This is a genomic window from Clostridium sp. 'deep sea' (assembly GCF_014931565.1).
Taxonomy (GTDB): Bacteria; Bacillota; UBA994; order PWPR01; family PWPR01.
In genome coordinates this window covers 3,229,948-3,252,999 of the sequence record NZ_CP063353.1, presented here as the reverse complement: position 1 = coordinate 3,252,999, position 23,052 = coordinate 3,229,948, and the positions used below count along the sequence as shown (strand labels likewise).

Genomic DNA, 23,052 nt, shown 5'->3' with positions numbered 1-23,052 from the left:
CACCTCATTTCCTATTCAATTCCACGTAACGTTGGATCAAACGCGTCTCTTAAACCATTACCCAACAGGTTAAAGGAAACCATTAACACCGATATTAAAATGGCAGGAAACAAAGTTAAGTGAGGGTGATCCATTAAAACTTTTTGGCCGTCTGCTAATAATACACCAATTGAGGGCTCTGGAGCCTGAATTCCTAATCCTAAATAAGCTAAAATAGCCTCATTAAAGATTGCACCGGGTATTGCTAAAGCAGCCATGGTTATTAAAATACCAATAGCATTTGGCAGTATATGCCTAAATATTAAGGTCATATCTTTAGCACCCAAAGTCCTTGATGCCAATACATATTCCATTCTTTTATATTTATAAAACTGGGCACGAATCATTCTACTCATGCCGATCCAACCCTTCAAACAAAGCGCTATTGCTATGGGAACAATGCCCGAGCCATAGTATAAAATAAACAAAATAATAACTACTATTGTAGGAACACCACCAAGTATTTCAATAAAACGTTGCATTACTAAATCTACAGTGCCACCATAATAACCAGATATTGCTCCATACACTACCCCAATAAAAATATTTACACCCATTGCTATTACAGCAATTAAGAGAGATACTCTAACCCCTCTCCATAGTCGAGTCCATTGGTCTCTGCCTAAATAATCTGTGCCAAAGAGATAGTATCGGTCTTTAGCATTTCTGTAAGCATAGACATCGTATTTTATGTCCGCCATTTTTATACCACTTAGTTCATATATCTTTACTACTTCAACTAAGGACTCTTTATACTTTTCTTCAATACTGGTAAATCTGACACGTTGAATTTTAGTTCCATTAAAAATTCCTAAGTTTTCTAAACCGGGAATTCTGGCTGGCATATAGGTTAATTTAACGTTTTGCTCTTTAAAACTAAACTCATTCATGTATGGACCTACAAAAGACATTATTATAATAAAAGAGATTATAAAAAAAGCTACTACAGAGGCCTTGTTTTTTACAAAACGGATCATGGCATCTTTAAAGAAGCCAATTGGTTCAGTCTCAAATTTGTCATCTTTTAATTGCTGTTTTTTATCGTAGGCAAATTTAAACGGATTATTTAAATTTGGAGGAAGTTGATTATAGGTGCTCATTATCTCTTTCCTCCTATTCGTATTCTAGGATCAATTATGCCGTATGATAAGTCCACCAGTAAGATAGAGATTAAACCTATCCCTGAGTAAAATAGTAATACAGCTATGGCAACTGGATGATCATGGGCATTAATAGCAGATATCATTAAAGGCCCTGTTCCTGGTATTCCAAAGATCTTTTCAATAACCAAAGAGCCTCCTAAAATACCCATAAATAAAGGAATGATCATATTTGCTAAAGGAATAAATGAGTTTCTAATAGCATGACGAAATACTGCTTGTATCTGTTTTAAACCTTTTGCTTTCGCTAAAAGCATAAATTCCGAATTTAAATTCTCAGCTAGCTCAGCTCTAATATAACGGGTTAACCCTGCTATTGCACCAAAAGAGAGTGCTAATATAGGTAATATCATGGAATGTAATTTACTTAGAGTTAGTGTTTTTTCTGTTGTTATTAAAATTGGAAACCAGCCAAGTTTAAACGCCAAATTGTATTGCAACAAAGATGCAAATACAAAAGATGGTACTGAAATCATTACTACTACTAATACATTTATAAAGTGGTCATAGAATTGGTTTTTTTTCAGCGCCGTCGTTATCCCAAACAATGTTGCAAACGGTATTATTATTGCTAATGAAAATAAGTTTAGCTGTAAAGTAATAGGTATTTTGCTTCTTAAGATATCGAAAACGGGTACCTTAGGCTGTATTCCTAAACTAACTCCGAAATCTCCTTTTAATACATTTGTTAAAAAGTACTTGTATTGAACAATTAGTGGATCATTTATATGATATTTGTCTTCAATGATTTTGCGTATTTCTGCTGGCATCATTCTGTTTTTGATAAAACTACCTGGCATCATTCTTATTGTAACAAAGGCAATGGATACAACAAGAAATAAAGTTATTACTATGAGTAGTAATCTCTGTAGTGTATACCTAACCATTTTTACTGTTCCTCCAATATGATGTTTTCAATATTAAGAGTGTTCATCTTACGATGAACACTCTTATTGAATTTATTCGCCTTCAACTAGCGGATCTAACTCAGATTGATAAATAGCAAATCCTACTGCAGGATCATATTTACCACCTGTAATTAAATGAACCCTATTAGAGAATATCCACGCTGTTTTACTTTGGAATGTAGGAACAAATGGAATATTTTCGAACAACATTTGCTCCATTTCAGCTAAAGCGTTAAGTCTTTCTGTTGGCTTAAATATTAAATCACCTTTAACAGTTCTCTCATATAAAGCATCAAACTCGTCACTCATAAATTGATCCATTTTAATAGGCCAGTCTTTTGTATAAACAATCATATTAGACCAAGGGTTAAATCTACTTCCACCCCAAGCACCAAATGCAATATCATAATTTGCATTTTCCATGTCTTCATATTTTGTCTGCCATGGAACAGCCTTTAATACAACATCAATTACATCGGTACCAAACACCTGCTCTAATTCAAGCTCTAAAAACTCAACAATTCGTTTCATATTATCAGATGAATCTGAGTAGGAAAGTTCTACTTCCATTTTTCCATGCTCTGCAAATGCCTGTTGCATACATTCTTTCGCAAATGCTACATCATATCCGTTGTTTTTAGGCATAACTGCTTTGCCTTGCTCTGTATCACGATATAAAATACCGTTATCAGCATCAGCAATGATTGAAGTAGAAACAACATAAGGAGCGGGTACCGCAGTTTTTAAAATATCATTGGCAATTGTTTCACGAGGCATAGCAAAATACATAGCTTTTCTAAAGTTTATATCTGTTAAAAATGGTTTATCCTCTGACTTCATGTTAATAAATAAACTCCACACAGTAGATGAAGTACTAAACTTAATGCGTGGATCTTCAGCATATTTATCGTAGTCATCACCAGTTAAGCTTAAATAGTCTGTTTCGCCATTTTCGAATAATTGTAATCTTGTAGAAGCATCTTCTACTACTCGCTCTTCAACAGTAGTAGGAACATAATATTGGGCTACTGGGTAGTTTTCACGCTTTTCATATCTTCGGTATTGGTCTCTAACCCACTCAACTAGCTCGTAAGGTCCTGATGAAGGGGTAGTTTCAAATGTTGTTCCATAGTTATTTTCAGTTTTTTCTTCATTTAAGTAACATTGATTAAAGAGTTCTGTATGTATAGGAGATGTAGGACCTCCAGCCCAGAAATTCATGTAAAAATCTATTTCTGGAATAGCAAACTCTAGTTTTAGCTCTAGGGTATTTTTATCAAGAGCTTTAATACCTACTTCAGACCAATCAGCAATTTCACCTTTGAAGTATTTTAAGGCATTTAAGATGCTAACATCTTCAGTAAAGCTGGCAGTTCTGGTATTTGCTAATTTAGGATCTAATAAAATTTTATATGATTGCTCATAAGTTTCAGCAGTAATTGGGGTACCATCATCCCATGTTAAACCATCTCTAACCTTAAAGGTCCAGGTTAAGCCATCTTCACTTCTTGTTGGAAGATCCACAGCATGGTTTCCAATAATTTTGTAAGTTTCGTTTGGCTTATCGTAAATTGCCTCTAACAAGTTACCATAGATTTTACCCATAACAGCACTTTCAGCATTAGTTTCATAAATGTGCTGATTAAGAGTTGTTATTTTTGCACCTGTAATTCTTAAAACACGTGGCCCGTCATTATTTGGATCGTCTGGATCAGTTGCAACATCTTTTACACAGCCTGTTACAATCAATGTAAACATTAATACAATCAACAATAGTGGATAAAGTTTTTTCAAGAATAAACCTCCTTAAAGTTCTACATATTTCAATCGAGTTTACTCGATTAAACCAAAATAAATATCCATAGTAGTCTTTATTTTTATGTACTTTGGATTAATGTTGAGCTACTTATGTAATTCTGTTATATTAAATACAAAGCTAATAAAGGAGAATATAATGAAATACACACTTCCCTCGTCTACCATTCTTGCTGCTTTATATGTCTTATCTAATCCAGCTGCCAATTTTTTTAGCAATTTATCTAATATTTTTTTTATAGTTGGATTAATACATTTATTTATTGGACTTGCTATTGCTGTCAAAAACGGTGGACTATTTAAAGGTCTAAATTATTTCTGGTACAAAAACTTTATTCATAAAAGAAAACAATCTGGAGATACTGACGACCCAGAACTAGTTAAACCTATGAATATCTATGAGTTTACTCAAGAAAGATACAGTAAAAAGTATCAATACAAACACTTTTTAGTAATTGGCATAAGTGGCTTTGTGTTTGCTATTTTTATGGCAGTTATATAAAAAGTTACAACTTGTACATAACTATCACCTATATATATGCTAAGTTTAGGCTATTTATTAACTAGACGCCTGCGATATTTAATAATCTAAATTTACTAAATTGTCATACATAACAAAATATTCTGACAATTTAATTTAAAAAAAATAAAAGGATTATAATGCAAAACAGTTGCTTTTTTAAAGTGACTGTTTTTTGCTTAAATTTATTAAAATTATCTTTAAATATATATTATATAGTGCATATGAACAATATATATATTATACAACAAAATTCGAGGTATATAAAGATTCTTTTTACAGTTAGTTACATTTTAAGAGTAAAAAAGTTTAATTTTACACTTTATTTCTAATAATGTTGATATTTATTACAATTATATTTCACTATATATTGTAAATTAGTATTTTATATGTAAAAATATTAAACAATGAATAATATATTATTGCTACTATATTTTAAGTTTTTTATTGGATATTATGCATAGTATCAGCTATTATATTAACATTCTTTATTTTCATTAATATTGCGTATAAGTGAATAGTAATTTAAAAGAGTATTTTATTAAATTTTTACATTTTGTGATATAATTTATAGCAATAAATGAATAAATATCTGGATAGTTTTAGTTAGGAGATATAATCATGAAGAAAAAATTATTTTGTGAACTACACCCCATAACGTATAATATTTCGGTTTTTAAAGGGGTTTTGGTGAGAAGAATAAAGTGGGTTTTCAGCTGTAGAAAATACTCTCATATATATTTAAAAGAACACCTGCCTACAGTTGTTTACCAGCATAAGTCTCTTATTCGTAGACAATTAGGAGATGTTGATATGCAGCTTCAAGAGAATAAAGCTCATAATTTAGCTATATCTACTCCTAAAGTTAATGGAATATTAATAAAACCTAAAGAGGTATTTTCGTTTTGGCGTTTGGTAGGCAAATGCTCCAAATCAAAGGGTTATAAAGAAGGTCTGTTTATAAAGTTTAACAAAATCACTAAGGGTACTGGTGGTGGCATATGTCAGTTTTCCAATTTAATTCATTGGCTAGTTTTACACAGTCCTTTACAAATAGTAGAAAAACATCGCCATTTTCATGCTGATATATTTCCAGATAGTGGCAGAAAAGTTCCATTTGGTACGGGTACTTCAATTATGTATAACTATCTTGACTACCAATTTGTTAACAATACAAGTCAAACATTTCAGTTAGTTACATATATTAATAACGGTTATTTAGTAGGCGAACTTAGGAGTGAATCTGCAATAGTATATAATTATGAAGTAGTTGAGGAAGAACATTATTTTGAGAAACTAGGCAACGATTATTATAGACATAATAAGGTTTATAAAATAACTAAAGATAGCCATAATAATATTATCTCAAGAGAATTAATAGTGGAGAACTATGCCAAGGTGTTATATGACCATAAGTTTATACCAAGAGAGAAAATTTTAAACTAGTAGTTAAAGTTAATTACAAATTGTTTGACAGTAAAACTTTACATAACTGTCCATAGCGGAATCACACAAAGGTGATTCCCTACTGACGTACAATATTTACGAATCAATAACAACTAAAATAAAACTAGGTTTTGATATCCCAAAAGGTAAGCCCTTTTACTTTTAAACAAAAATTCCAAACTTGCAAAATGCAAATTTGGAACTTATTAATTTTATATAAATAATTAACTCTTTCTTTGAGCAATATCTGTACGATAAAACACACCTTCAAAATGTATTTTTTCAACTGCTTTATAGGCTTTTTTAATAGCCTCATCTTTGTTATCTGCTAAGGCAGTAATACCCAATACTCTACCACCGTTAGTTACCACTTTTGTGCCTGCTAATTTTGTACCAGCATGTAGTATTAAGGTGTCTTTTAAGTCTTGGTTTAAACCACTAATAACAAAACCCTTTTCATATTTGGTAGGATAGCCCCCAGATGCTAAAATTACACATACAGCCGTTTTTTTGGACCAAGTAAGGTTAATACTACCAAGCTCGTTATTAAGGCTTGCTAACATAATTTCTACAATATCAGTTTTTAATCGCGGTATAACTACTTGAGCCTCTGGGTCACCAAAACGGCAGTTAAATTCAATGACTTTAACTCCATCTTTTGTTAACATTAATCCGCCATATAATACCCCATTATAGGTTATGCCTTCGCTCTTAAGTGCTTGTACAGTTTTTACCATAATATTTTCTACAACATCATTGTATTGCTCTGCTGTTAAAAGCTTTGCAGGTGAAAAAGTACCCATACCACCTGTATTTGGCCCTTTATCGTTATCATAGGCTTGTTTATGGTCTTGGGCTGTTACCATAGGCAGTACTGTTTCACCATCTGTAAAGGCTAATAAAGATAACTCCTGTCCTTGTAAAAACTGCTCTATTACAACCTCACATCCAGCACTGCCAAAGGCCTTGTTCTGCATTATTTCTTTTAAGCTAGCTAACGCTTCATTGAGAGTTTTTGCTATAATAACACCCTTGCCTGCTGCCAGTCCATCTGCTTTAATTACTATAGGGAACTCTTGATTTATTAGATATTTTTTTGCTTCACAATAGTTTGTAAAAGCTCTGTAATCAGCCGTTGGAATACTATATTTTCTCATGAGATTTTTTGCAAAAGTCTTGCTCGCCTCAATCTGGGCTGCCTGTTTATTGGGCCCATATACTTTAAGCCCTTGGCTTTTAAAAATATCTACTATACCATCAGCCAATGGCTGCTCGGGACCAACTACAGTTAGGTCAATTTTATGCTGTAAAGCAAACTCTAATAAAGCCTCTTTATTAGTCGCTTTAATGTCAACATTGGTGGCTATTTGAGCCGTGCCAGCATTGCCTGGTGCTACATAGAGTTTTTTTACTAGTGGAGACTGAACAATTTTCCACGCTAGGGTATGCTCTCTACCACCACTACCAATTAGTAATATCTTCATACTTTCACCCCTTAGTGTTTAAAGTGACGAATACCTGTAAAGATCATCGGAATGTTATTTTCGTTAGCCTTTTCAATAGATAATTTATCTCTTATAGAACCACCTGGCTGAATAATTGCTGCTATTTCATGTTTAGCAGATTCCTCTACTACATCAGGAAATGGAAATAAACCATCTGAGGCTAAGATAGCACCTTTGCAATTTTCTCCAGCACGTTTAAAGGCATATTTTGCGGCATCAATTCGGTTAACCTGACCACAGCCCACACCCAAAGTTTGTCCATTTTTAACTACCACTATAGAGTTAGATTTAACGTGTTTAATAAGTTTCCAGGCAAATATAAAATCTTGATAGTGTTGATCGGTAGGTTTACTATTTGTAACTACCTGCCAGTCTTCATCTTCTGTTTTAAGGTAGTCACCATCTTGTACTAAATATCCGCCTAAAATTCTGCGAACCTCGGGTGCTTGGTCGGCACCTTTAGCCATGTTTTGCACCTCTAAAATTCGTAGATTTTTTTTCTTTTTAAATACTTTTAAAGCCTCTTCACTAAACTCTGGAGCTATAACTATATCTAAAAATAATTTAGTTAATTCTTTTGCTAAGTTCTCTTCTACTTTTCTATTAAGGGCCACTATTCCACCATATATTGAAACAGGGTCGGCATCATGGGCTCTTTTATAGGCAGTTAATATATCATCTGCCACTGCGGCACCGCATGGATTTGTGTGTTTTACTGCCACTGCAGCAGGTTTATTAAACTCAAGCACCATTCTTAATGCAGCATCAGCATCATTAATATTGTTATAGGATAAGGCTTTGCCTTGGTGTTGTTTACAGTTTAAAATACTGGCATTTTGGGAGTTTGTTGTATATACTGCCGCCTGCTGATGAGAGTTTTCGCCATAACGTAATTCTGCTTGTTTAGTGGCTGCAAAATTAATCTCCAGGGGAAATTTTACCTCACCTAAGTAATTTGTTATTAAAGAATCATAGTGAGCGGTATGGGCAAAGGCTTTAGCCGCTAAAGCCTTACGATCACTAAAACTTAAGCCAGCATCTTTAGCTAAAGCCTCTGCTATATTGTTATAGTCATTGGGGTCTATAATTACGATTACATCTGCAAAATTCTTGGCAGCTGACCTTAACATTGAAGGTCCACCTATATCTATGTTTTCAATAGCTAAGTCTAAAGTTACATTAGGCTTAGCTATGGTTTCGGCAAATGGATATAGATTACAAACAACCATATCAATTTGTTCAATATTATGTTGATTAATAGTACTCATGTGTTGTTTATTATCTCGTTTAGCTAAAATTCCACCGTGAATACTTGGGTGAAGTGTTTTAACTCTACCATCTAACATTTCAGGAGATTTTGTTACATCTTCAACTGCTAAAACTGGTATTCCTGCACCACTAATTTTGCGGTATGTTCCACCTGAAGATATTAGTTCAACACCCATATCATGTAGTTTTTTAGCGAACTCAATAATGTTTGTTTTATCATAAACACTTAGTAACGCTCTCTTAATCATTGTTACAATCCCCCTCATTTTTAGGTAAAATCTTTACTACTCTACCCTCAATTTTCAACCTATTATCAGCAAACAAGCCAATGGCCTTTTTGTACAAGTTATGTTCAAGCTTTAAAACTCGTTGCTGTAATGACTCCGCACTATCATCATTTAATACAGGAATAGCTTCTTGTAAAATTATAGGTCCTGTATCTACATTCTCGTTAATAAACATAATTGTAGCACCAGTACATTTAACACCATACTCTAATACCCTTTGGTGTACCCTAATTCCATAACAGCCTTTACCACCAAACGATGGCAGTAGTGATGGATGGGTATTCATTATTCTGTTAGCGTATTTTTTAATAAAATCTGGGCTTAAAATACTCATAAACCCAGCTAATACAACTAGGTCTATGTTATGTTTTTGTAGCTCAGCCATGATAGCCTCACTAAACTCTTGGCTACTATTATATTTTTTAGGAGAATACACTGCATAATTAATGCCTGCCTTTTTTGCACGCTCAATGGCAAAGGCTTTTTTTCGGGAGCTTAATACAAAGGCAACCTCAGCGTTTATCTCGTTGGCAGCACAGGCATCTATTATTGTTTGTAAATTAGTACCTCCACCAGATACAAATACAGCTAAACGAATTTTTTTACTCACTATACTGAACTCCTAATGTTCCAGTACTGACATTACCAATTACATATGCTTGCTGTTTTTCTTTATTGAGTTCAGCAAGAACAGTGTCTACCTGATTTTTGTTTACTGCTAATACTAAACCAATGCCCATATTATATGTTCTGTACATTTCTTGTTCAGCAATATTACCTGTTTGCTGTAGGTAATTAAATATTGGTAAAACTGGCCAACTACCTTTTGTGATATTTGCTTGTAAATTGTTAGGCAACATACGGGGGGTATTTTCGGTAACTCCACCACCGGTAATATGGGCCAAGCCATCTATTAAGTTACGCTCAAGTAACGGGAGTATATCTTTAACGTAAATTCTGGTAGGTTCTAATAAAGCCTCTCCTATGCTTTTACCAAGTTCAGGTACATAGGAATCAACTTTAAGCTCAGCTACATCAAAAACTACCTTACGCACCAAAGAAAATCCATTACTATGAACACCACTGCTTGCTAAACCTATTAACACATGTCCATCTGCTATTTGATTATTTGGTAACATGTTTTCTTTGTCAACAACTCCAACAACAAAACCGGCCATGTCGTATTCGTCTTTACCATAAAAGCCAGGCATTTCGGCAGTCTCTCCACCTACTAAAGCACAACCTGCTTGTTTACAACCCTCGGCAATACCAGTTACTAAATCTGTAACTTTATTAGGATTTAATTTTCCGGTGGCAATGTAATCTAGGAAAAACAATGGCTCTGCACCCTGTGCCAAGATATCATTGACACACATGGCAACTAAATCTATGCCAACTGTATCGTGTTTGTTGCAGGCAAAGGCTAGCTTTAATTTAGTGCCCACTCCATCAGTGCCAGAGACCAATACTGGGGTTTTATGTTTGGCAATATTTAAGGCAAAAGTACCACCAAAACCACCTAACTCAGTTAACACCTCAGGTCTAAAAGTTTGTTTTACAATATCCTTAATTTGATTTACTGCTTGATTACCAGCATCTACATCTACACCTGCATCTTTATACGACAGCTTTTTATTATTAATCATCGCCTATCCTCCCTGCAAAATAGTTTCCTGTAAAGCAGGCAGTACAATAATCAGTAGCTTGCCCTTTTACAGCCTTCATTAAACCCTCAATATTGATATAATTGAGGCTATCTGCTCCAATGTACTCACAAATTTGTTCTGGGGTATAACTAGCTGCTATTAAATCTTCATCATTAGGTATATCAATACCATAAAAACATGGACTAATATATGGTGGTGAAGAAACTCTAACATGAACCTCTTTAGCCCCTGCAGATTTAATTATATTAATTAATGATTTTATTGTTGTACCACGCACAATTGAGTCGTCTACCAAAACCACTCTTTTACCCTCAAACACCTCAGGTATAGGGCTTAGCTTTAGCCTTACTTTTAACTCTCTTTGCTCTTGGTCTGGAGCAATAAAAGTACGAGCAACATACCTGTTTTTAATTAAACCTTCGGTAAACTTAATTCCAGATTCTTCGGCAAACCCTACGGCTGCTGAACGCCCTGAGTCTGGTACAGGGGTAACAATATCGGCCTCAACAGGGTACTGTTTTGCTAAAACTCTGCCCATTTCTTCTCGTGTTTTATAAACACTTTTACCATTAATAGTTGAGTCTGGGCGAGCGAAATAAATATACTCAAATATGCAAAGGCCGCCTTTATTCTTTTTTTGAGCTATTTTTTTACTAGTAATGCCGTTTTCATCTATAATAACTAATTCACCAGGCTCAACATCTCGGATAAGCTCAGCACCTATGGTTGTTAAAGCACAACTCTCGGAGGCTAATACATAAGCCTCTCCTAATTTACCTAAACATAATGGCCTAATGCCATCGGGGTCACGTAAACCTATTAGTTTATTATCAAATATCATGGTAACACTATAGGCACCTTTTACTCTATTAACCACCTGTTGTAAAGCATATTCGGGACCTTTACAACGGTATCTGGCAACAATATTTAAGATGCACTCGGTATCGCTGTCTGTTTGAAAAAAATATCCCTCTTGCTCTAGCTCTCTTCTTATGGAGCCTGCATTTACTAAATTACCATTATGCGCTAAAGCCATTCCACCATTTAAATACCTAGCTACTAGGGGCTGGGCATTAATAATGCCTTTACCCCCAGCAGTTGAATAGCGCGAGTGTGCTACTGCTACAATATCTTTTTTTCGTCTTAAACTTGCTAAAACATCCTCTGTAAAAACATCTGAAACTAAGCCTTGTCCTTTAAAAGAAATTAAATCTTCTCCATCACTTACTGCAATTCCGGCACTCTCTTGACCACGATGTTGTAATGAAAAAATACCAAAGTAAGCCTTGCTTGCTAAATCAATGTTTTTACCATAAATGCCAAATACACCACACTCTTCAGCTAGTTTGTCTGTGTTTGGTTCATATAGCATGCAATAGCCTCCCTCCAACTACGTGTAACATCGCTAAGGGGTAAACTAATTTGGGCGTTATTTACGGTGAGCTTAAATGTCTCTCCACCTACAGTACCTAGGTTATAAACTGGCATACCATATTTGGCAGCTAAAGCCTTAACTTCGTTTAGCTTTGCTGGATCACAGCTTACAACTACCCGGGAGTGGCTTTCATTAAAGAGAATTACGTCATTACGTTTTCCTGTTAATTCAATGTTAACATTAACTCCTAATTTACCGGCAATTGCCTTTTCAGCTATACAACAAGCTAATCCACCATCGGAAATATCATGAGCAGAATTTAATAAGTTTAACTCTGCCGCTTTAATTAGGAGCTGTTGTAACTTCTGTTCGGTGTTTAAATCAACAACGGGTGGCATACCTGTTGTTAAATCAAAGACAGTCTTTAAATACTCACTGCCACCTAATTCGTGACCGTAATCACCTATTAACAAAATAACATCATTTTCATTTTTGAACTTTGCTGTTACAACATTTTTAACATCTTTTATTAAACCAACCATTCCAATTGAAGGGGTTGGGAATACTGCGTTACCATTTATCTCATTATAAAAGCTTACATTACCACCGGTTACAGGAGTATTTAAAACCTTACAAGCATCTCCCATACCACGTAAAGACTCTTTAAATGTGTAGAAAATTTCTGGTTTTTCTGGGTTTCCAAAGTTTAAGCAGTTAGTTATGGCTAAAGGCAATGCACCTGTACAAGCTACATTTCGGGCAGCCTCTACAACCGCAGCTTTTCCACCCTCATAAGGGTCAAGGTAAACATGACGAGGATTACAATCTGCTGTTAAGGCAACGCCTTTATTTGTACCCTTTATTCTAATTACCGCAGCATCCGAGCCAGGTAATACAATAGTGTTAGTTCTTACCATATGGTCATACTGACGATAAACCCATTCTTTACTGGCAACATTAGGGCTTTGTAAGACCTCTAAAAAGGCCTGTTGTAAGTCACTTGGCTCTTTTATTTCTTCAACACTCCACTTTTGCTTTTCATCGAGGTAGGCAGGTCTTTTATATTCAGCATTAATACTAGGAGCTTCATCTGCTAACAATGTAGCAGGAATATCTGCAACTACCTTATCTTCATAACGTACTCGTAAATGACCGTCATCGGTAACCTGACCAACAACTGTTGCATCTAAACCCCATTTTGTTAATATAGCTTCAACCTCTGCAATACGGTGAGGTTCAACAATAACTAACATGCGCTCCTGTGACTCAGATAACATTATTTCGTAAGGAGTCATTCCTGTTTCACGTAGTGGTACTTTACTTACATCTAAGTCTATTCCATTATTCTCTCTGCTAGCCATTTCACTGGCAGATGAGGTTAGTCCGGCAGCACCTAAGTCTTGCATTCCTACCACAACCCCAGCCGCTATCAGCTCTAAACAAGCTTCGATTAAAAGCTTCTCCATAAAGGGGTCGCCAACTTGAACTGATGGACGTTTATCTTCTGATTCATCACTAAGTTCCTCAGAAGCGAAGGTTGCACCATGGATTCCATCGCGACCAGTTTTAGCACCAATAAGCATAACAGCATTGCCAACACCAGAGGCAGCACCTAACCGAATATCTTCATGGTTAACTAAACCAACTGCCATAGCGTTAACAAGGGGGTTTCCTTGGTAGCTATCGTCAAAAAATACCTCGCCAGCTACAGTTGGAATACCTAAACAATTGCCATAACCAGCAATACCAGCTACAACTCCACTTAATAAAAATCGTACATGGGCATCTGCTATATTACCAAACCTTAGGCTATTTAAGGAGGCTATAGGACGTGCACCCATGGTAAATACATCTCTAACAATTCCGCCTACCCCTGTTGCTGCTCCCTGATAGGGTTCGATTGCAGATGGGTGATTATGACTCTCCATCTTAAATACAATAGCTTGGTTATCACCAATATCTACAATACCGGCGTTTTCACCTGGTCCTTGAATAACCTGCTCACCTTTAGTTGGCAGCTTTTTTAGCTCTGGTCGAGAGTGTTTGTAACTACAATGCTCAGACCACATTACAGAGAATATACCCACCTCTTCATAGGTTGGTTTACGACCTAATAAATCGCAAATACGTTTATAATCTGCATCATTTAAACCCATATCACGCCAAACTTTTTTGGCCTCTATATCTATTGTTTTCATTATCTTTCACCCCAGTGCTTTAAGATTGAGTCAAATATTACTTTGCCATCAGCTGAGCCTAAAGCTATTTCAGAAGCTCGCTCTGGGTGAGGCATCATTCCGCAAACATTGCCTTTTTTATTGCAAATACCAGCAATATTGTAGATAGCGCCATTTGGGTTTGCCTCTTTAGTAACTTCACCATTTTTATTTACATAACGTAATAGAATTTGACCGTTTTTCTCAAGCTCTTTAACTGTACTTTCATCTGCATAGTAGTTACCATCCATATGAGCAATAGGTACATTGATAAGTTGGCCTTCTTCTGCGGCACAGGTAAATGGTGAATTGTTATTTTCAATTTTTAACCAAACATGTTCACATCTAAACTGCAAGTGATTATTACGCAATAAAGCACCTGGTAATAAATTGGCTTCTGTTAAAATTTGAAAACCATTACAGATTCCTAATACGTAACCACCACGAGCAGCATGATCAGCAACCTCTTGCATAATATTAGCAAAACGAGCAATAGCACCCGAGCGCAGATAATCACCGTATGAAAATCCACCTGGAATAACTATTAAATCGTATTTTTTGGAAAACTCTTTATCTGCGTGCCAAATATAATCTGTTTCCCAGCCCATAACCTCTTTGCAAACATGCATTGCGTCCGAATCACAGTTAGAGCCTGGAAATACTACTATTCCTGCCTTCATAATTACGCTCCAACAAACTCTATTTTATAGTCTTCAATTACAGGGTTAGCTAAAAGCTTATCACACATTTCATTAACTTTAGCTTTGGCAACATTAATATCTTTAGCCTCTAATGAAACCACTAAATATTTTCCTACTCGGATATCTGTTACGGTGTTGTATCCCATAGTGTGCAAAGAGTTTTTAACAGCTGTTCCTTGGGCGTCTAATACCCCCTGCTTAAGTGTTACAAATATTCTTGCTGTAAACATTAGTTCTTTCCTCCTGTAACTCTAGCTAATACCTCTTGATAAGCCTCTTCAACTCCACCTAAATCTCTACGGAAACGATCTTTATCTAATTTTTTTTGAGTTGTTGCATCCCAAAAACGACAAGTATCTGGCGAGATTTCATCTGCTAAAATAATTTCGCCATTAAAGCGACCAAACTCTAGTTTAAAATCTACTAAAGTTATATTAGATTTTAATAGTTCTGCTTTTAAAATTTCATTAATCTGTAAAGCGTATTGAGAAATAGTTTCAATCTCTTTATCTGTTGCTAAATTCATTATGTGAATGTGATCACGATTTATAATTGGATCACCTAGTTCATCGGATTTATAACAAAACTCTAATACGGGCTGACTTAGTTTTGTTCCTTCTGTTATACCAAGTCTGCGGCTCATACTACCGGCAGCAATATTGCGAACAATAACCTCAGTTTTAACAATTTCAACAGCCTTAACTAACATTTCACTGTCATTAATTAACTCATTAAAATGAGTAGGGATACCCTTTTCTTCGAGTAATAAGAACCAGTATGCAGACATTTTATTATTTACGACACCTTTACCAGCAATAGTTCCACGCTTTTGAGCATTAAATGCTGTTGCATCATCTTTATACTGAATCCAATATACGTCTGGTGAATCTGTTTTAAAAACCTTTTTTGCTTTACCTTCATATAATTGCTCTAATTTGTTCATAAATTTATCCTCCGATTCCTTTAGTTTAATCCTACACGTTCAAAAATTGTATCTACATTTTTTAAGTGATAAGCATCTTCAAAAAATGCGTTTAACTCAGCAGTTGTAAAGTGTTTCATAATATCTTCATCTTTTTCAAGTAACTGCTTAAACGGTATTTGCTCTTGCCAAGAAACCATGGCATTACGCTGAACCATATCATAAGCCTCTTCACGACTTAAACCTTTATTAATTAGGTTTAATAGAATTCTTTGTGATGAGGTTAAACCCTGACTAATGGCAATATTGCGACGCATATTTTCTGGATAAACATGAAGATCCTTAACGATTGTGGTAAATAGGTTTACCATATAGTTAACTAAAGCAGTTGCGTCTGGAATAATGATGCGCTCTACTGATGAATGAGATATATCTCTTTCATGCCAAAGGGCCATGTTTTCAATAGCTGATGAGGCGTAACCCCTTAAAATTCGAGCCATTCCTGTTATACGCTCACAACGAATGGGGTTACGTTTGTGAGGCATTGCTGATGAGCCTTTTTGGTTTTTACGGAAAGGCTCTTCTACTTCTCGGCACTCGGTTTTTTGCAAACTACGCACTTCGGTAGCAAATTTCTCCAGTGAACCACCAATTATTGCTAAGGTAGTCATCAACTCTGCATGTCGATCTCTTTGCAATGTTTGGGTAGAAATAGGGGCAGGTTTTAAACCCATTTTTTCACACACATATTCCTCTACAAAGGGAGGTATATTGGCAAAGGTGCCAACTGCACCAGACATTTTGCCATAGGCTATTGTTTCACGAGCGTTTTCTAAACGTTTAATATTACGCTTAAGTTCGGCATACCATAAGGCAAATTTTAAACCTAAGGTAGTTAGTTCAGCATGTACACCATGTGTTCTGCCCATCATAACAGTTTTTTTATGCTTTTTGGCTTGTACAGCTACAACCTCAGTTAAATTATTTAAGTCATTAATAATAATATCTACTGCCTCAACAATTCTACTAGATAAAGCCATATCTACAACATCTGTTGAAGTTAGTCCATAGTGAACCCAATTTTTTTCTTCACCTAACGACTCAGATACACAGCGGGTAAAAGCTCAGATAACAGCGGGTACGTCGTGACGAGTCTGTTGTTCTATCTCTAAAATTCTAGCTACTGTAAAAGTAGCTTTTTCTCTTATTTTGTTTACATCTTCTTGGGGTATATGTCCTAATTCAGACCATGCCTCACAGGCATAAATTTCAATATCTAACCATGTTTTAAACTTATTTTGAAGAGTCCAAATTTGCTTGATCTCTGGTCTGGTATATCTTTCTATCATCTTAGTTCATTCCTTCTACGTAGGCTTCAACACCTATTCGTTGTAGTTTTTCATTTTTTTCCATAGCTTTTGTTGCTGTATCTAACTTATGCTGTTTTACTTTTTTAGATATCTCTGGATACTTAATAGCTAAAATCTGCATTGCTAAGTAAGCTGCATTCCTAGAACCACCAATAGCAACTGTAGCAACTGGAACCCCAGGTGGCATTTGCACTATAGAATACAGAGCATCAACACCATCTAAAACTTTAGATTTTAATGGAACTCCAATAACTGGTAAGTGGGTGTGAGCAGCAACAACACCTGGTAAATGAGCAGCCATACCTGCAGCTGCAATAATAACATCGATACCACGATCAGCGGCAGACTGTGCCCACTGAGCAGTGTTATGGGGTAATCTGTGGGCTGAAGAAACTAAAATTTCATAACTTATATCATGTTTACTTAGGACATCACAACATTTCTTCATTTCTGGCAAATCGGAATCACTACCTAAAATAATGCCAATTTTATTACTCATTTATTGCCCTCCTACAACATTTAATAATTACATGTTAATTATAAAAAACTTAAATTTCATAGTCAATAAAAAACACGAACTTTATTTTTTTATATTTTTGTAATGTTCGTGTTTTGCTGTGTTCCAAGGCTTTAAAGCGCTATAATAACCCTTAATTATTCGATTTATGTTTTTTACTCATTATAGTTACTATTCTCTTTTTAATCTTTTAATAAACATACTAAGTTAAGCTAGCTGAATATTAAGTATTAACTTGCTTTTGCTAACTAAAAAAACAACCAAAGGAATCTTGGTTGTTTTAGCTAGCTATAATTAATATTTGCTTTGTTAAATATTTTTAATAGTTATTTTACATTGTTGCGCTTAGCAATTAACTTACAAATAGTTTGACCTTTTTCGGAAAATTTTTGTTCATACTCGGTCTTTACATTATCTGCTGCTTGCTCGCTATGGTGTAAATCATAGGTTTTAAATATAACCTGCCAGTTATGCTCTGTCATTTCTTCTATAGTAAAATCAAATAAAGCTACGTTATCTGTTTTAAAGTGTATTTCACCATTTGGCTTAAGTATTTTATCATATAGCTCTAAAAAAGTATGGTAAGTTAAACGACGTTTAGCATAGCGTTTTTTAGGCCAAGGGTCCGAAAAGTTCAGAAAGAGTCTATCTATTTCATGTTCTTCAAAAATATCTAATAATTTAACGGCATCCTCTCTTACTAAAGCAACATTGTTTATGCCCTCGTCATTAAAACGTTTAATAGCCCTAACAACCACCTTGCTGTATTTTTCAAAGCCAATAAAATTAACATTAGCATATTTGTGCATCATGCCTGCAATAAAACCTCCAAAACCCATGCCAATTTCGAGCCATAGGGGGTTATCGTTATTGAAATACTGTTGCCACTGACCCTTCATATCTGTGGGGTTATCTATAACTAATGGGTGTTTTCCTATTTTTTCTTGCTGATTTTTTATACCACGTAAACGCATTTTGTGACCCACCTTATTTCATTTTCCTTTTTATTTTAACAGAAAAATGTAGTGAGTGCATGTGCTACTTGTTACTATTCTATTTATTGTTTATAACAAATTGAGTTATGTCTTTAAGTAACTGTTCACTACATTCATACATGCCATCTACTTCAACTTTATACAGCCATTCTTTCCACAAATCTGTTTTTCTTAGTTTTTGATAAATATCGAAGTGTATAGTTTTAGATACCCTAAGATACTTTTCTCCTATTTCTAGGATAAAAGGATTATTTCTATTACCATCTTGATTTTGAAAGATGTTTATATAAAACTTTGGTTTAAAATTTTCTTGTTCACTCACTCTCTTAAAGTTATGGTTTCGCATGAGCTCTGTAAAATTATTTACACTTTCACCACTATAAAATTTATCTGGTAAAACATCTTCTGAGATATTTATTTCGGATATTTTGCCTCTTCTGCCTAAAAAACTCGTTAAAGTACGTGGCAGGCTTATTAAATCTTTAACTAAACTGTGGGCATGTTGTGCTAATAAATCAGCATTTGGGTTATCTAACTCAATATCTTTAATCCAGGGGCCACTATTAATTTTTCCGTAAAAAGTTGTACTATGCGATGTATAACTTAAATTAGTGTAATCAAGCTCATTCTCATTAATGTTTTTGTCAGCTTTTTGCCAAACTTGGTAATAGGATTTTAACCACTGTTTTTCGGTTGCAGTTAATTCAACTTTATTTTTAAGAAAAGTTAAATAGCTATTTGTGCTTTTTACAATAACCTCATGTTTGTCTGTTAACAGTGAAGCTAAGTTATACTGTTTAAAGCTAAAGAGCTTTTTCCACTTACGGCTCATATCCTTTGAGCGAATAAATAATCGGGTTTTAAACGCTAATTGAGTATTATAAAGCTCACTGTTTAACGAATCTAACAAACTTAACTGCTCATTATTAATAACTTCATTAAATAAAGCACTACGAATCTGTGGATTATATTGACGGGCTAAATACTCTTCTGCAACACCATTTTCAATTAAAACATTTTGATTATTTGAATAAACTAATGCAACAATAGTGATAATTATTACAAAAACTAAAATTGCTAATATTGCCTTGGGATATGCTAGTTTGTTTTTTAAGTTGTTTATTATCTGCATACTTTTTTTCCTCATTTCCTTTTAAACTGAACTATTAATATTATTGAACTCTGCGCTATAGCGGCGGTACGCATGCAATGCGTACCCTACATGAGGTGATTTTCTTTTACATTAACATAGGGGACGTGTACCGTTTTGTTATAAGGTAATACTCTGGCAATGGGTTTTCTTTGTTATGTAATCTTGATATCAATGATTAAATTATAATTTATAATCGTAATTCTATACTATACCGGCGGTACACATGCAATGCGTACCCTACATAAGGTGATTTTCTTATATTTAAATTAGTTATAAGACCTTAATGTGGCAATGGGCTTTTTTTGTTATCTAATCTTGATATCATGATTAAATTATACGTAATTCTATACTATACCGACGGTACGCATGCAATGCGTACCCTACATGAGGTGATTTTCTTATATTTAAATTAGTTATAAGACCTTAATGTGGCAATGGGCTTTTTTTGTTATCTAATCTTGATATCATGATTAAATTATACGTAATTCTATACTATACCGGCGGTACGCATGCAATGCATACCCTACATGGGGTGCTTCTTATCATTAGGTTTTAAATTACTTGGATTGTAACAATCTAATAACCACTTTTGTTGATTAGTATCTATGTAGTTCCAAATTTTTTGGTACTGTTTTTCATTAAGAATAATGTGATCATGAAACGATTTCTGCCATATGGTATGTAGGGCAGAATTTTTATGCATCCCGTTTTGTTTTAAGGTATTACTCTGGTAATAAGCCCATATCTCTTTTGTAATAGCAGATTTAAAGGATTGAATTATTTTTGATATTTGTGACTTTGTACTGTCTACCTGCGGAACGCATACAATGCTTTCCCTACACAAGGCAAGTATCATATGTATGTGATTAGGCATGATAATATACTTAACTATCTTTACACTGTTAGATAGTTTGTCTATTCTATTGATGTGTTTCGCTACAATCATTCCATATTTGTTAAGTATTAAATTATTATCTGTTACATTACTGAAAATACATTGATGATTTTTTGCGCAGATTGTAATAAAATAATAGCCATTTCTATTATAATTATAATTGTTCAATCTATTCTTTTTTCTTTTTGGTAATGTCATTTACTCAACCTTAAGTTATCTTTTTACATTTAGTGATATTATATCATGATGATGTATTCATTACACATAAAATAATAATTTAAAAGCTGAGAACATTATTGTTCTCAGCTGATATTTTCGTTAACTATTTTTTAATTTGCAATTTTCTGCTTTGCGTCTTCTATGATTTTTTTTGCATTGTTATTTTTGGGGTCATATTTTAATGATTTCTGCATGGCTTGAATAGCTAATTCAAACTGATTAGTTTCAAAATAGAAGTCACCAAGTATATCCCAACAAATTGCTGACTGAGGAGATAGTTCAAGTGCAACTTTTAATATGACTATTGCAGTGTCCCGATCTCCTCTTTCACCTAAATCTAGTGCTAAGTTCACCAATTTTTTTTCTAAAGATAGTTTAACTTCTGGACTTTTAGCTATGATTTCTTTATAACAGTGAATTGCTTCTTTTATGCTTCCAAGCTTTATTAAATCAAGTGCCAAGTTTTCATTACTATTCATCACTGTAATTTTTTTATCATTCATAAAAAATTGCTTTTTAAGATGATCATACTTAATTAGCACTTTTCGATGTTTATCGATTAAGGTATTATTACCTACAAAATTAAGTTCACATTTATCTTGTTTAAAAGATTGGTAGTATAAGCTATTTTCTTCTGAAAAGATATTAAGGCTTTTATCTATATCTATTTTATACTTATGACAAAACAATGTTGTTATATCTTTAGGCATATCCTGTATTTCTAGCTCTGGACGCAATAGGCTCTGCCAATTATTTAAAGCTGCAATGCTTCGTAATAGTGGCAATTTTATTTTGTGGCCTAAATCTGAGTTAGTCATCATGATTACACCGTATCCAGCTTCTTTATGAAATAACATACTGCATTTATAGCCAATATTACTGCCAGTATGACCCAGCAAGTGCTCATTAAGAATATTAATATTTGCTAATCCAATGTTATATTCTCCATGCAGTACTGGGGTTACCATTAAATCAATAAAATCTTTACTTAGTATTTTATTAGATTGATTTTTTAACGATTTTTGCACTTCAATCACATACTTCGCTAAATCTTCTACAGTAGTCCATAAACCTGCTGCTGCCATTTCAGGGTATACATGATATTTTCCCAGTACTTGATTACCATCACTATCGTGACCAGCTGCAATATGTTTAGCTTCTTCATCACTCAACAGTGAGTTCTTATAAAAACTATGTGTCATACCTAATGGTTTTAATACCAGTGTTTTCATTATTTCTGCAAATGGTTGATTCAATAAATCAATTAAGACTTGTTGAACAATAGTTGTACCCCCACCAGAATAGCGGTATTTAGTGTTAGGTTTCATATTCACTTCTATCTTTGCTGAGTTTGCATCTCCTGCACCATTAAGTACATCTATAAGCGGTGGAATATGCGAAGTATTATTGTAGCCTATAAATCCCGATACGCTAGTTCCTGCTGTATGTGATAATAAGTTTCTTAGAGTCACTGGTGCATTTATAGTATATTCATTTTCAGGCAATTTCCAAGACTTTAAATAGCTGTTGACATTAACATCTAAATCCAGTTTACCTTCTTCAACCAACTTCATAACAGCTAGTGCTGTTATCGGTTTACTAATAGATGCCGCTTGAAAAACAGTGTTTGCATTCACCGGTGACTTTGACACTTTATCGGTAATACCATAACCTTTACTCCATGTTAATTCTGAGTTTTCTATTACTGCAACTGATAATGCAGTTGTATGGGTTTCTTCCATCATGCTTTCTATCGTACTAAGTTGATCGCCTTTTACAATATACTCACCTTGCAGACTAGTTTCTATTTTGTGGATCATTTCATTATTATATTTCATAAGTCCTCCATTTTTAGCTTTTCAATTTTCACTTTAAAGTAGTAGATACATTTAAAATCTCAGTTTATTAGGTTATTGATATAGGTCAAATATTCTAATTAAAACTTTATATTATTATTATACCATTAATATATTAACTACAAGATAATAGTAAAAAAATACTGTTTCTAAACTGGATTTACTTTAAACAATATTCATTCAGGCAAGCATATAAGGTGGGTGTAGAACCATAACG

19 protein-coding genes and 1 pseudogene are annotated in these 23,052 nt (G+C 34.2%); 2 read left to right on the top strand and 18 right to left on the bottom strand.

What is annotated here, in order from left to right; translation table 11 throughout:
- Positions 1–11: 11 nt before the first annotated feature.
- The 3 genes from IMX26_RS15145 to IMX26_RS15135 form a co-directional block, all read right to left on the bottom strand.
- On the bottom strand, positions 12–1,139 hold the full coding sequence (locus IMX26_RS15145) for an ABC transporter permease (RefSeq protein ID WP_195159195.1): 1,128 nt from the start codon (positions 1,137–1,139) through the stop codon (positions 12–14).
- Positions 1,139–2,086 carry an ABC transporter permease gene (locus IMX26_RS15140; protein WP_195159194.1) on the bottom strand — a complete coding sequence of 316 codons (948 nt, stop codon included), beginning with the start codon at positions 2,084–2,086 and terminating at the stop codon, positions 1,139–1,141. Before IMX26_RS15140 ends, IMX26_RS15145 begins: the two co-directional genes overlap by 1 nt.
- Before the next feature lie 72 nt (positions 2,087–2,158).
- Positions 2,159–3,901, bottom strand: coding sequence for an ABC transporter substrate-binding protein (locus tag IMX26_RS15135; RefSeq protein ID WP_195159193.1), 1,743 nt, complete (start codon positions 3,899–3,901; stop codon positions 2,159–2,161).
- A 160-nt stretch (positions 3,902–4,061) separates the two neighbouring features.
- Between IMX26_RS15135 and IMX26_RS15130 the strand changes: the two genes are divergently transcribed.
- A complete protein-coding gene (locus IMX26_RS15130) occupies positions 4,062–4,424 on the top strand; it encodes a DUF3899 domain-containing protein (RefSeq protein ID WP_195159192.1) in 363 nt (120 codons plus the stop codon).
- A gap of 639 nt (positions 4,425–5,063) precedes the next feature.
- Positions 5,064–5,888, top strand: coding sequence for a VanW family protein (locus tag IMX26_RS15125; RefSeq protein ID WP_195159191.1), 825 nt, complete (start codon positions 5,064–5,066; stop codon positions 5,886–5,888).
- A gap of 224 nt (positions 5,889–6,112) precedes the next feature.
- Here IMX26_RS15125 and purD read toward each other — a convergent pair whose 3' ends face one another.
- From purD to IMX26_RS15050, 15 genes and pseudogenes are all read right to left on the bottom strand, one after another.
- On the bottom strand, positions 6,113–7,372 hold the full coding sequence (purD, locus tag IMX26_RS15120) for a phosphoribosylamine--glycine ligase (RefSeq protein WP_195159190.1): 1,260 nt from the start codon (positions 7,370–7,372) through the stop codon (positions 6,113–6,115).
- 11 nt (positions 7,373–7,383) lie between these two features.
- Positions 7,384–8,910, bottom strand: a complete 1,527-nt coding sequence (gene purH / locus IMX26_RS15115) for a bifunctional phosphoribosylaminoimidazolecarboxamide formyltransferase/IMP cyclohydrolase (protein WP_195159189.1) — start codon at positions 8,908–8,910, stop codon at positions 7,384–7,386.
- The gene (gene purN / locus IMX26_RS15110; RefSeq protein ID WP_195159188.1) at positions 8,903–9,559 is read right to left on the bottom strand and encodes a phosphoribosylglycinamide formyltransferase; all 657 of its coding nucleotides are present in this window, start codon (positions 9,557–9,559) and stop codon (positions 8,903–8,905) included. The genes purH and purN overlap by 8 nt, the downstream gene beginning before the upstream one ends.
- Complete coding sequence (purM, locus tag IMX26_RS15105) at positions 9,552–10,595, bottom strand: phosphoribosylformylglycinamidine cyclo-ligase (protein WP_195159187.1); 1,044 nt, start codon at positions 10,593–10,595, stop codon at positions 9,552–9,554. The genes purN and purM overlap by 8 nt, the downstream gene beginning before the upstream one ends.
- Positions 10,588–11,988, bottom strand: a complete 1,401-nt coding sequence (gene purF / locus IMX26_RS15100; protein ID WP_195159186.1) for an amidophosphoribosyltransferase — start codon at positions 11,986–11,988, stop codon at positions 10,588–10,590. The genes purM and purF overlap by 8 nt, the downstream gene beginning before the upstream one ends.
- A complete protein-coding gene (gene purL, locus IMX26_RS15095; protein ID WP_195159185.1) occupies positions 11,958–14,189 on the bottom strand; it encodes a phosphoribosylformylglycinamidine synthase subunit PurL in 2,232 nt (743 codons plus the stop codon). Before purL ends, purF begins: the two co-directional genes overlap by 31 nt.
- Positions 14,189–14,887, bottom strand: a complete 699-nt coding sequence (gene purQ, locus IMX26_RS15090; protein ID WP_195159184.1) for a phosphoribosylformylglycinamidine synthase subunit PurQ — start codon at positions 14,885–14,887, stop codon at positions 14,189–14,191. The genes purL and purQ overlap by 1 nt, the downstream gene beginning before the upstream one ends.
- A 2-nt stretch (positions 14,888–14,889) precedes the next feature.
- Entirely contained in the window at positions 14,890–15,138 is a 249-nt protein-coding gene (purS, locus tag IMX26_RS15085; protein WP_195159183.1) for a phosphoribosylformylglycinamidine synthase subunit PurS, read from the bottom strand.
- The gene (gene purC / locus IMX26_RS15080; RefSeq protein WP_195159182.1) at positions 15,138–15,851 is read right to left on the bottom strand and encodes a phosphoribosylaminoimidazolesuccinocarboxamide synthase; all 714 of its coding nucleotides are present in this window, start codon (positions 15,849–15,851) and stop codon (positions 15,138–15,140) included. Before purC ends, purS begins: the two co-directional genes overlap by 1 nt.
- 20 nt (positions 15,852–15,871) lie before the next feature.
- Positions 15,872–17,179: pseudogene (purB, locus tag IMX26_RS15075) on the bottom strand (adenylosuccinate lyase).
- A 1-nt stretch (position 17,180) separates the two neighbouring features.
- Positions 17,181–17,699, bottom strand: a complete 519-nt coding sequence (gene purE, locus IMX26_RS15070; RefSeq protein ID WP_195159181.1) for a 5-(carboxyamino)imidazole ribonucleotide mutase — start codon at positions 17,697–17,699, stop codon at positions 17,181–17,183.
- Between the two features lie 344 nt (positions 17,700–18,043).
- Positions 18,044–18,691: a tRNA (guanosine(46)-N7)-methyltransferase TrmB gene (gene trmB / locus IMX26_RS15065; RefSeq protein ID WP_195159180.1), complete on the bottom strand. Its 648-nt coding sequence runs from the start codon at positions 18,689–18,691 to the stop codon at positions 18,044–18,046.
- 79 nt (positions 18,692–18,770) lie between these two features.
- Positions 18,771–19,844, bottom strand: a complete 1,074-nt coding sequence (locus IMX26_RS15060) for a hypothetical protein (protein WP_195159179.1) — start codon at positions 19,842–19,844, stop codon at positions 18,771–18,773.
- A gap of 544 nt (positions 19,845–20,388) precedes the next feature.
- Positions 20,389–20,958 (bottom strand): transposase, encoded by a 570-nt coding sequence (locus IMX26_RS15055; RefSeq protein ID WP_195159178.1) that lies wholly within the window; start codon positions 20,956–20,958, stop codon positions 20,389–20,391.
- Between the two features lie 131 nt (positions 20,959–21,089).
- Positions 21,090–22,817 (bottom strand): serine hydrolase, encoded by a 1,728-nt coding sequence (locus tag IMX26_RS15050; RefSeq protein ID WP_195159177.1) that lies wholly within the window; start codon positions 22,815–22,817, stop codon positions 21,090–21,092.
- Positions 22,818–23,052: the final 235 nt, after the last annotated feature.

Coding starts and splice junctions, on each gene's coding strand:
- IMX26_RS15145 (WP_195159195.1), bottom strand. CDS start 1,139: ATGAGCACCTATAATCAACTTCCTCCAAATTTAAATAATCCGTTTAAA.
- IMX26_RS15140 (WP_195159194.1), bottom strand. CDS start 2,086: ATGGTTAGGTATACACTACAGAGATTACTACTCATAGTAATAACTTTA.
- IMX26_RS15130 (WP_195159192.1), top strand. CDS start 4,062: ATGAAATACACACTTCCCTCGTCTACCATTCTTGCTGCTTTATATGTC.
- IMX26_RS15125 (WP_195159191.1), top strand. CDS start 5,064: ATGAAGAAAAAATTATTTTGTGAACTACACCCCATAACGTATAATATT.
- purD (WP_195159190.1), bottom strand. CDS start 7,372: ATGAAGATATTACTAATTGGTAGTGGTGGTAGAGAGCATACCCTAGCG.
- purH (WP_195159189.1), bottom strand. CDS start 8,910: ATGATTAAGAGAGCGTTACTAAGTGTTTATGATAAAACAAACATTATT.
- purM (WP_195159187.1), bottom strand. CDS start 10,595: ATGATTAATAATAAAAAGCTGTCGTATAAAGATGCAGGTGTAGATGTA.
- purF (WP_195159186.1), bottom strand. CDS start 11,988: ATGCTATATGAACCAAACACAGACAAACTAGCTGAAGAGTGTGGTGTA.
- purL (WP_195159185.1), bottom strand. CDS start 14,189: ATGAAAACAATAGATATAGAGGCCAAAAAAGTTTGGCGTGATATGGGT.
- purQ (WP_195159184.1), bottom strand. CDS start 14,887: ATGAAGGCAGGAATAGTAGTATTTCCAGGCTCTAACTGTGATTCGGAC.
- purS (WP_195159183.1), bottom strand. CDS start 15,138: ATGTTTACAGCAAGAATATTTGTAACACTTAAGCAGGGGGTATTAGAC.
- purC (WP_195159182.1), bottom strand. CDS start 15,851: ATGAACAAATTAGAGCAATTATATGAAGGTAAAGCAAAAAAGGTTTTT.
- purE (WP_195159181.1), bottom strand. CDS start 17,699: ATGAGTAATAAAATTGGCATTATTTTAGGTAGTGATTCCGATTTGCCA.
- trmB (WP_195159180.1), bottom strand. CDS start 18,691: ATGCGTTTACGTGGTATAAAAAATCAGCAAGAAAAAATAGGAAAACAC.
- IMX26_RS15060 (WP_195159179.1), bottom strand. CDS start 19,844: ATGCAGATAATAAACAACTTAAAAAACAAACTAGCATATCCCAAGGCA.
- IMX26_RS15055 (WP_195159178.1), bottom strand. CDS start 20,958: ATGACATTACCAAAAAGAAAAAAGAATAGATTGAACAATTATAATTAT.
- IMX26_RS15050 (WP_195159177.1), bottom strand. CDS start 22,817: ATGAAATATAATAATGAAATGATCCACAAAATAGAAACTAGTCTGCAA.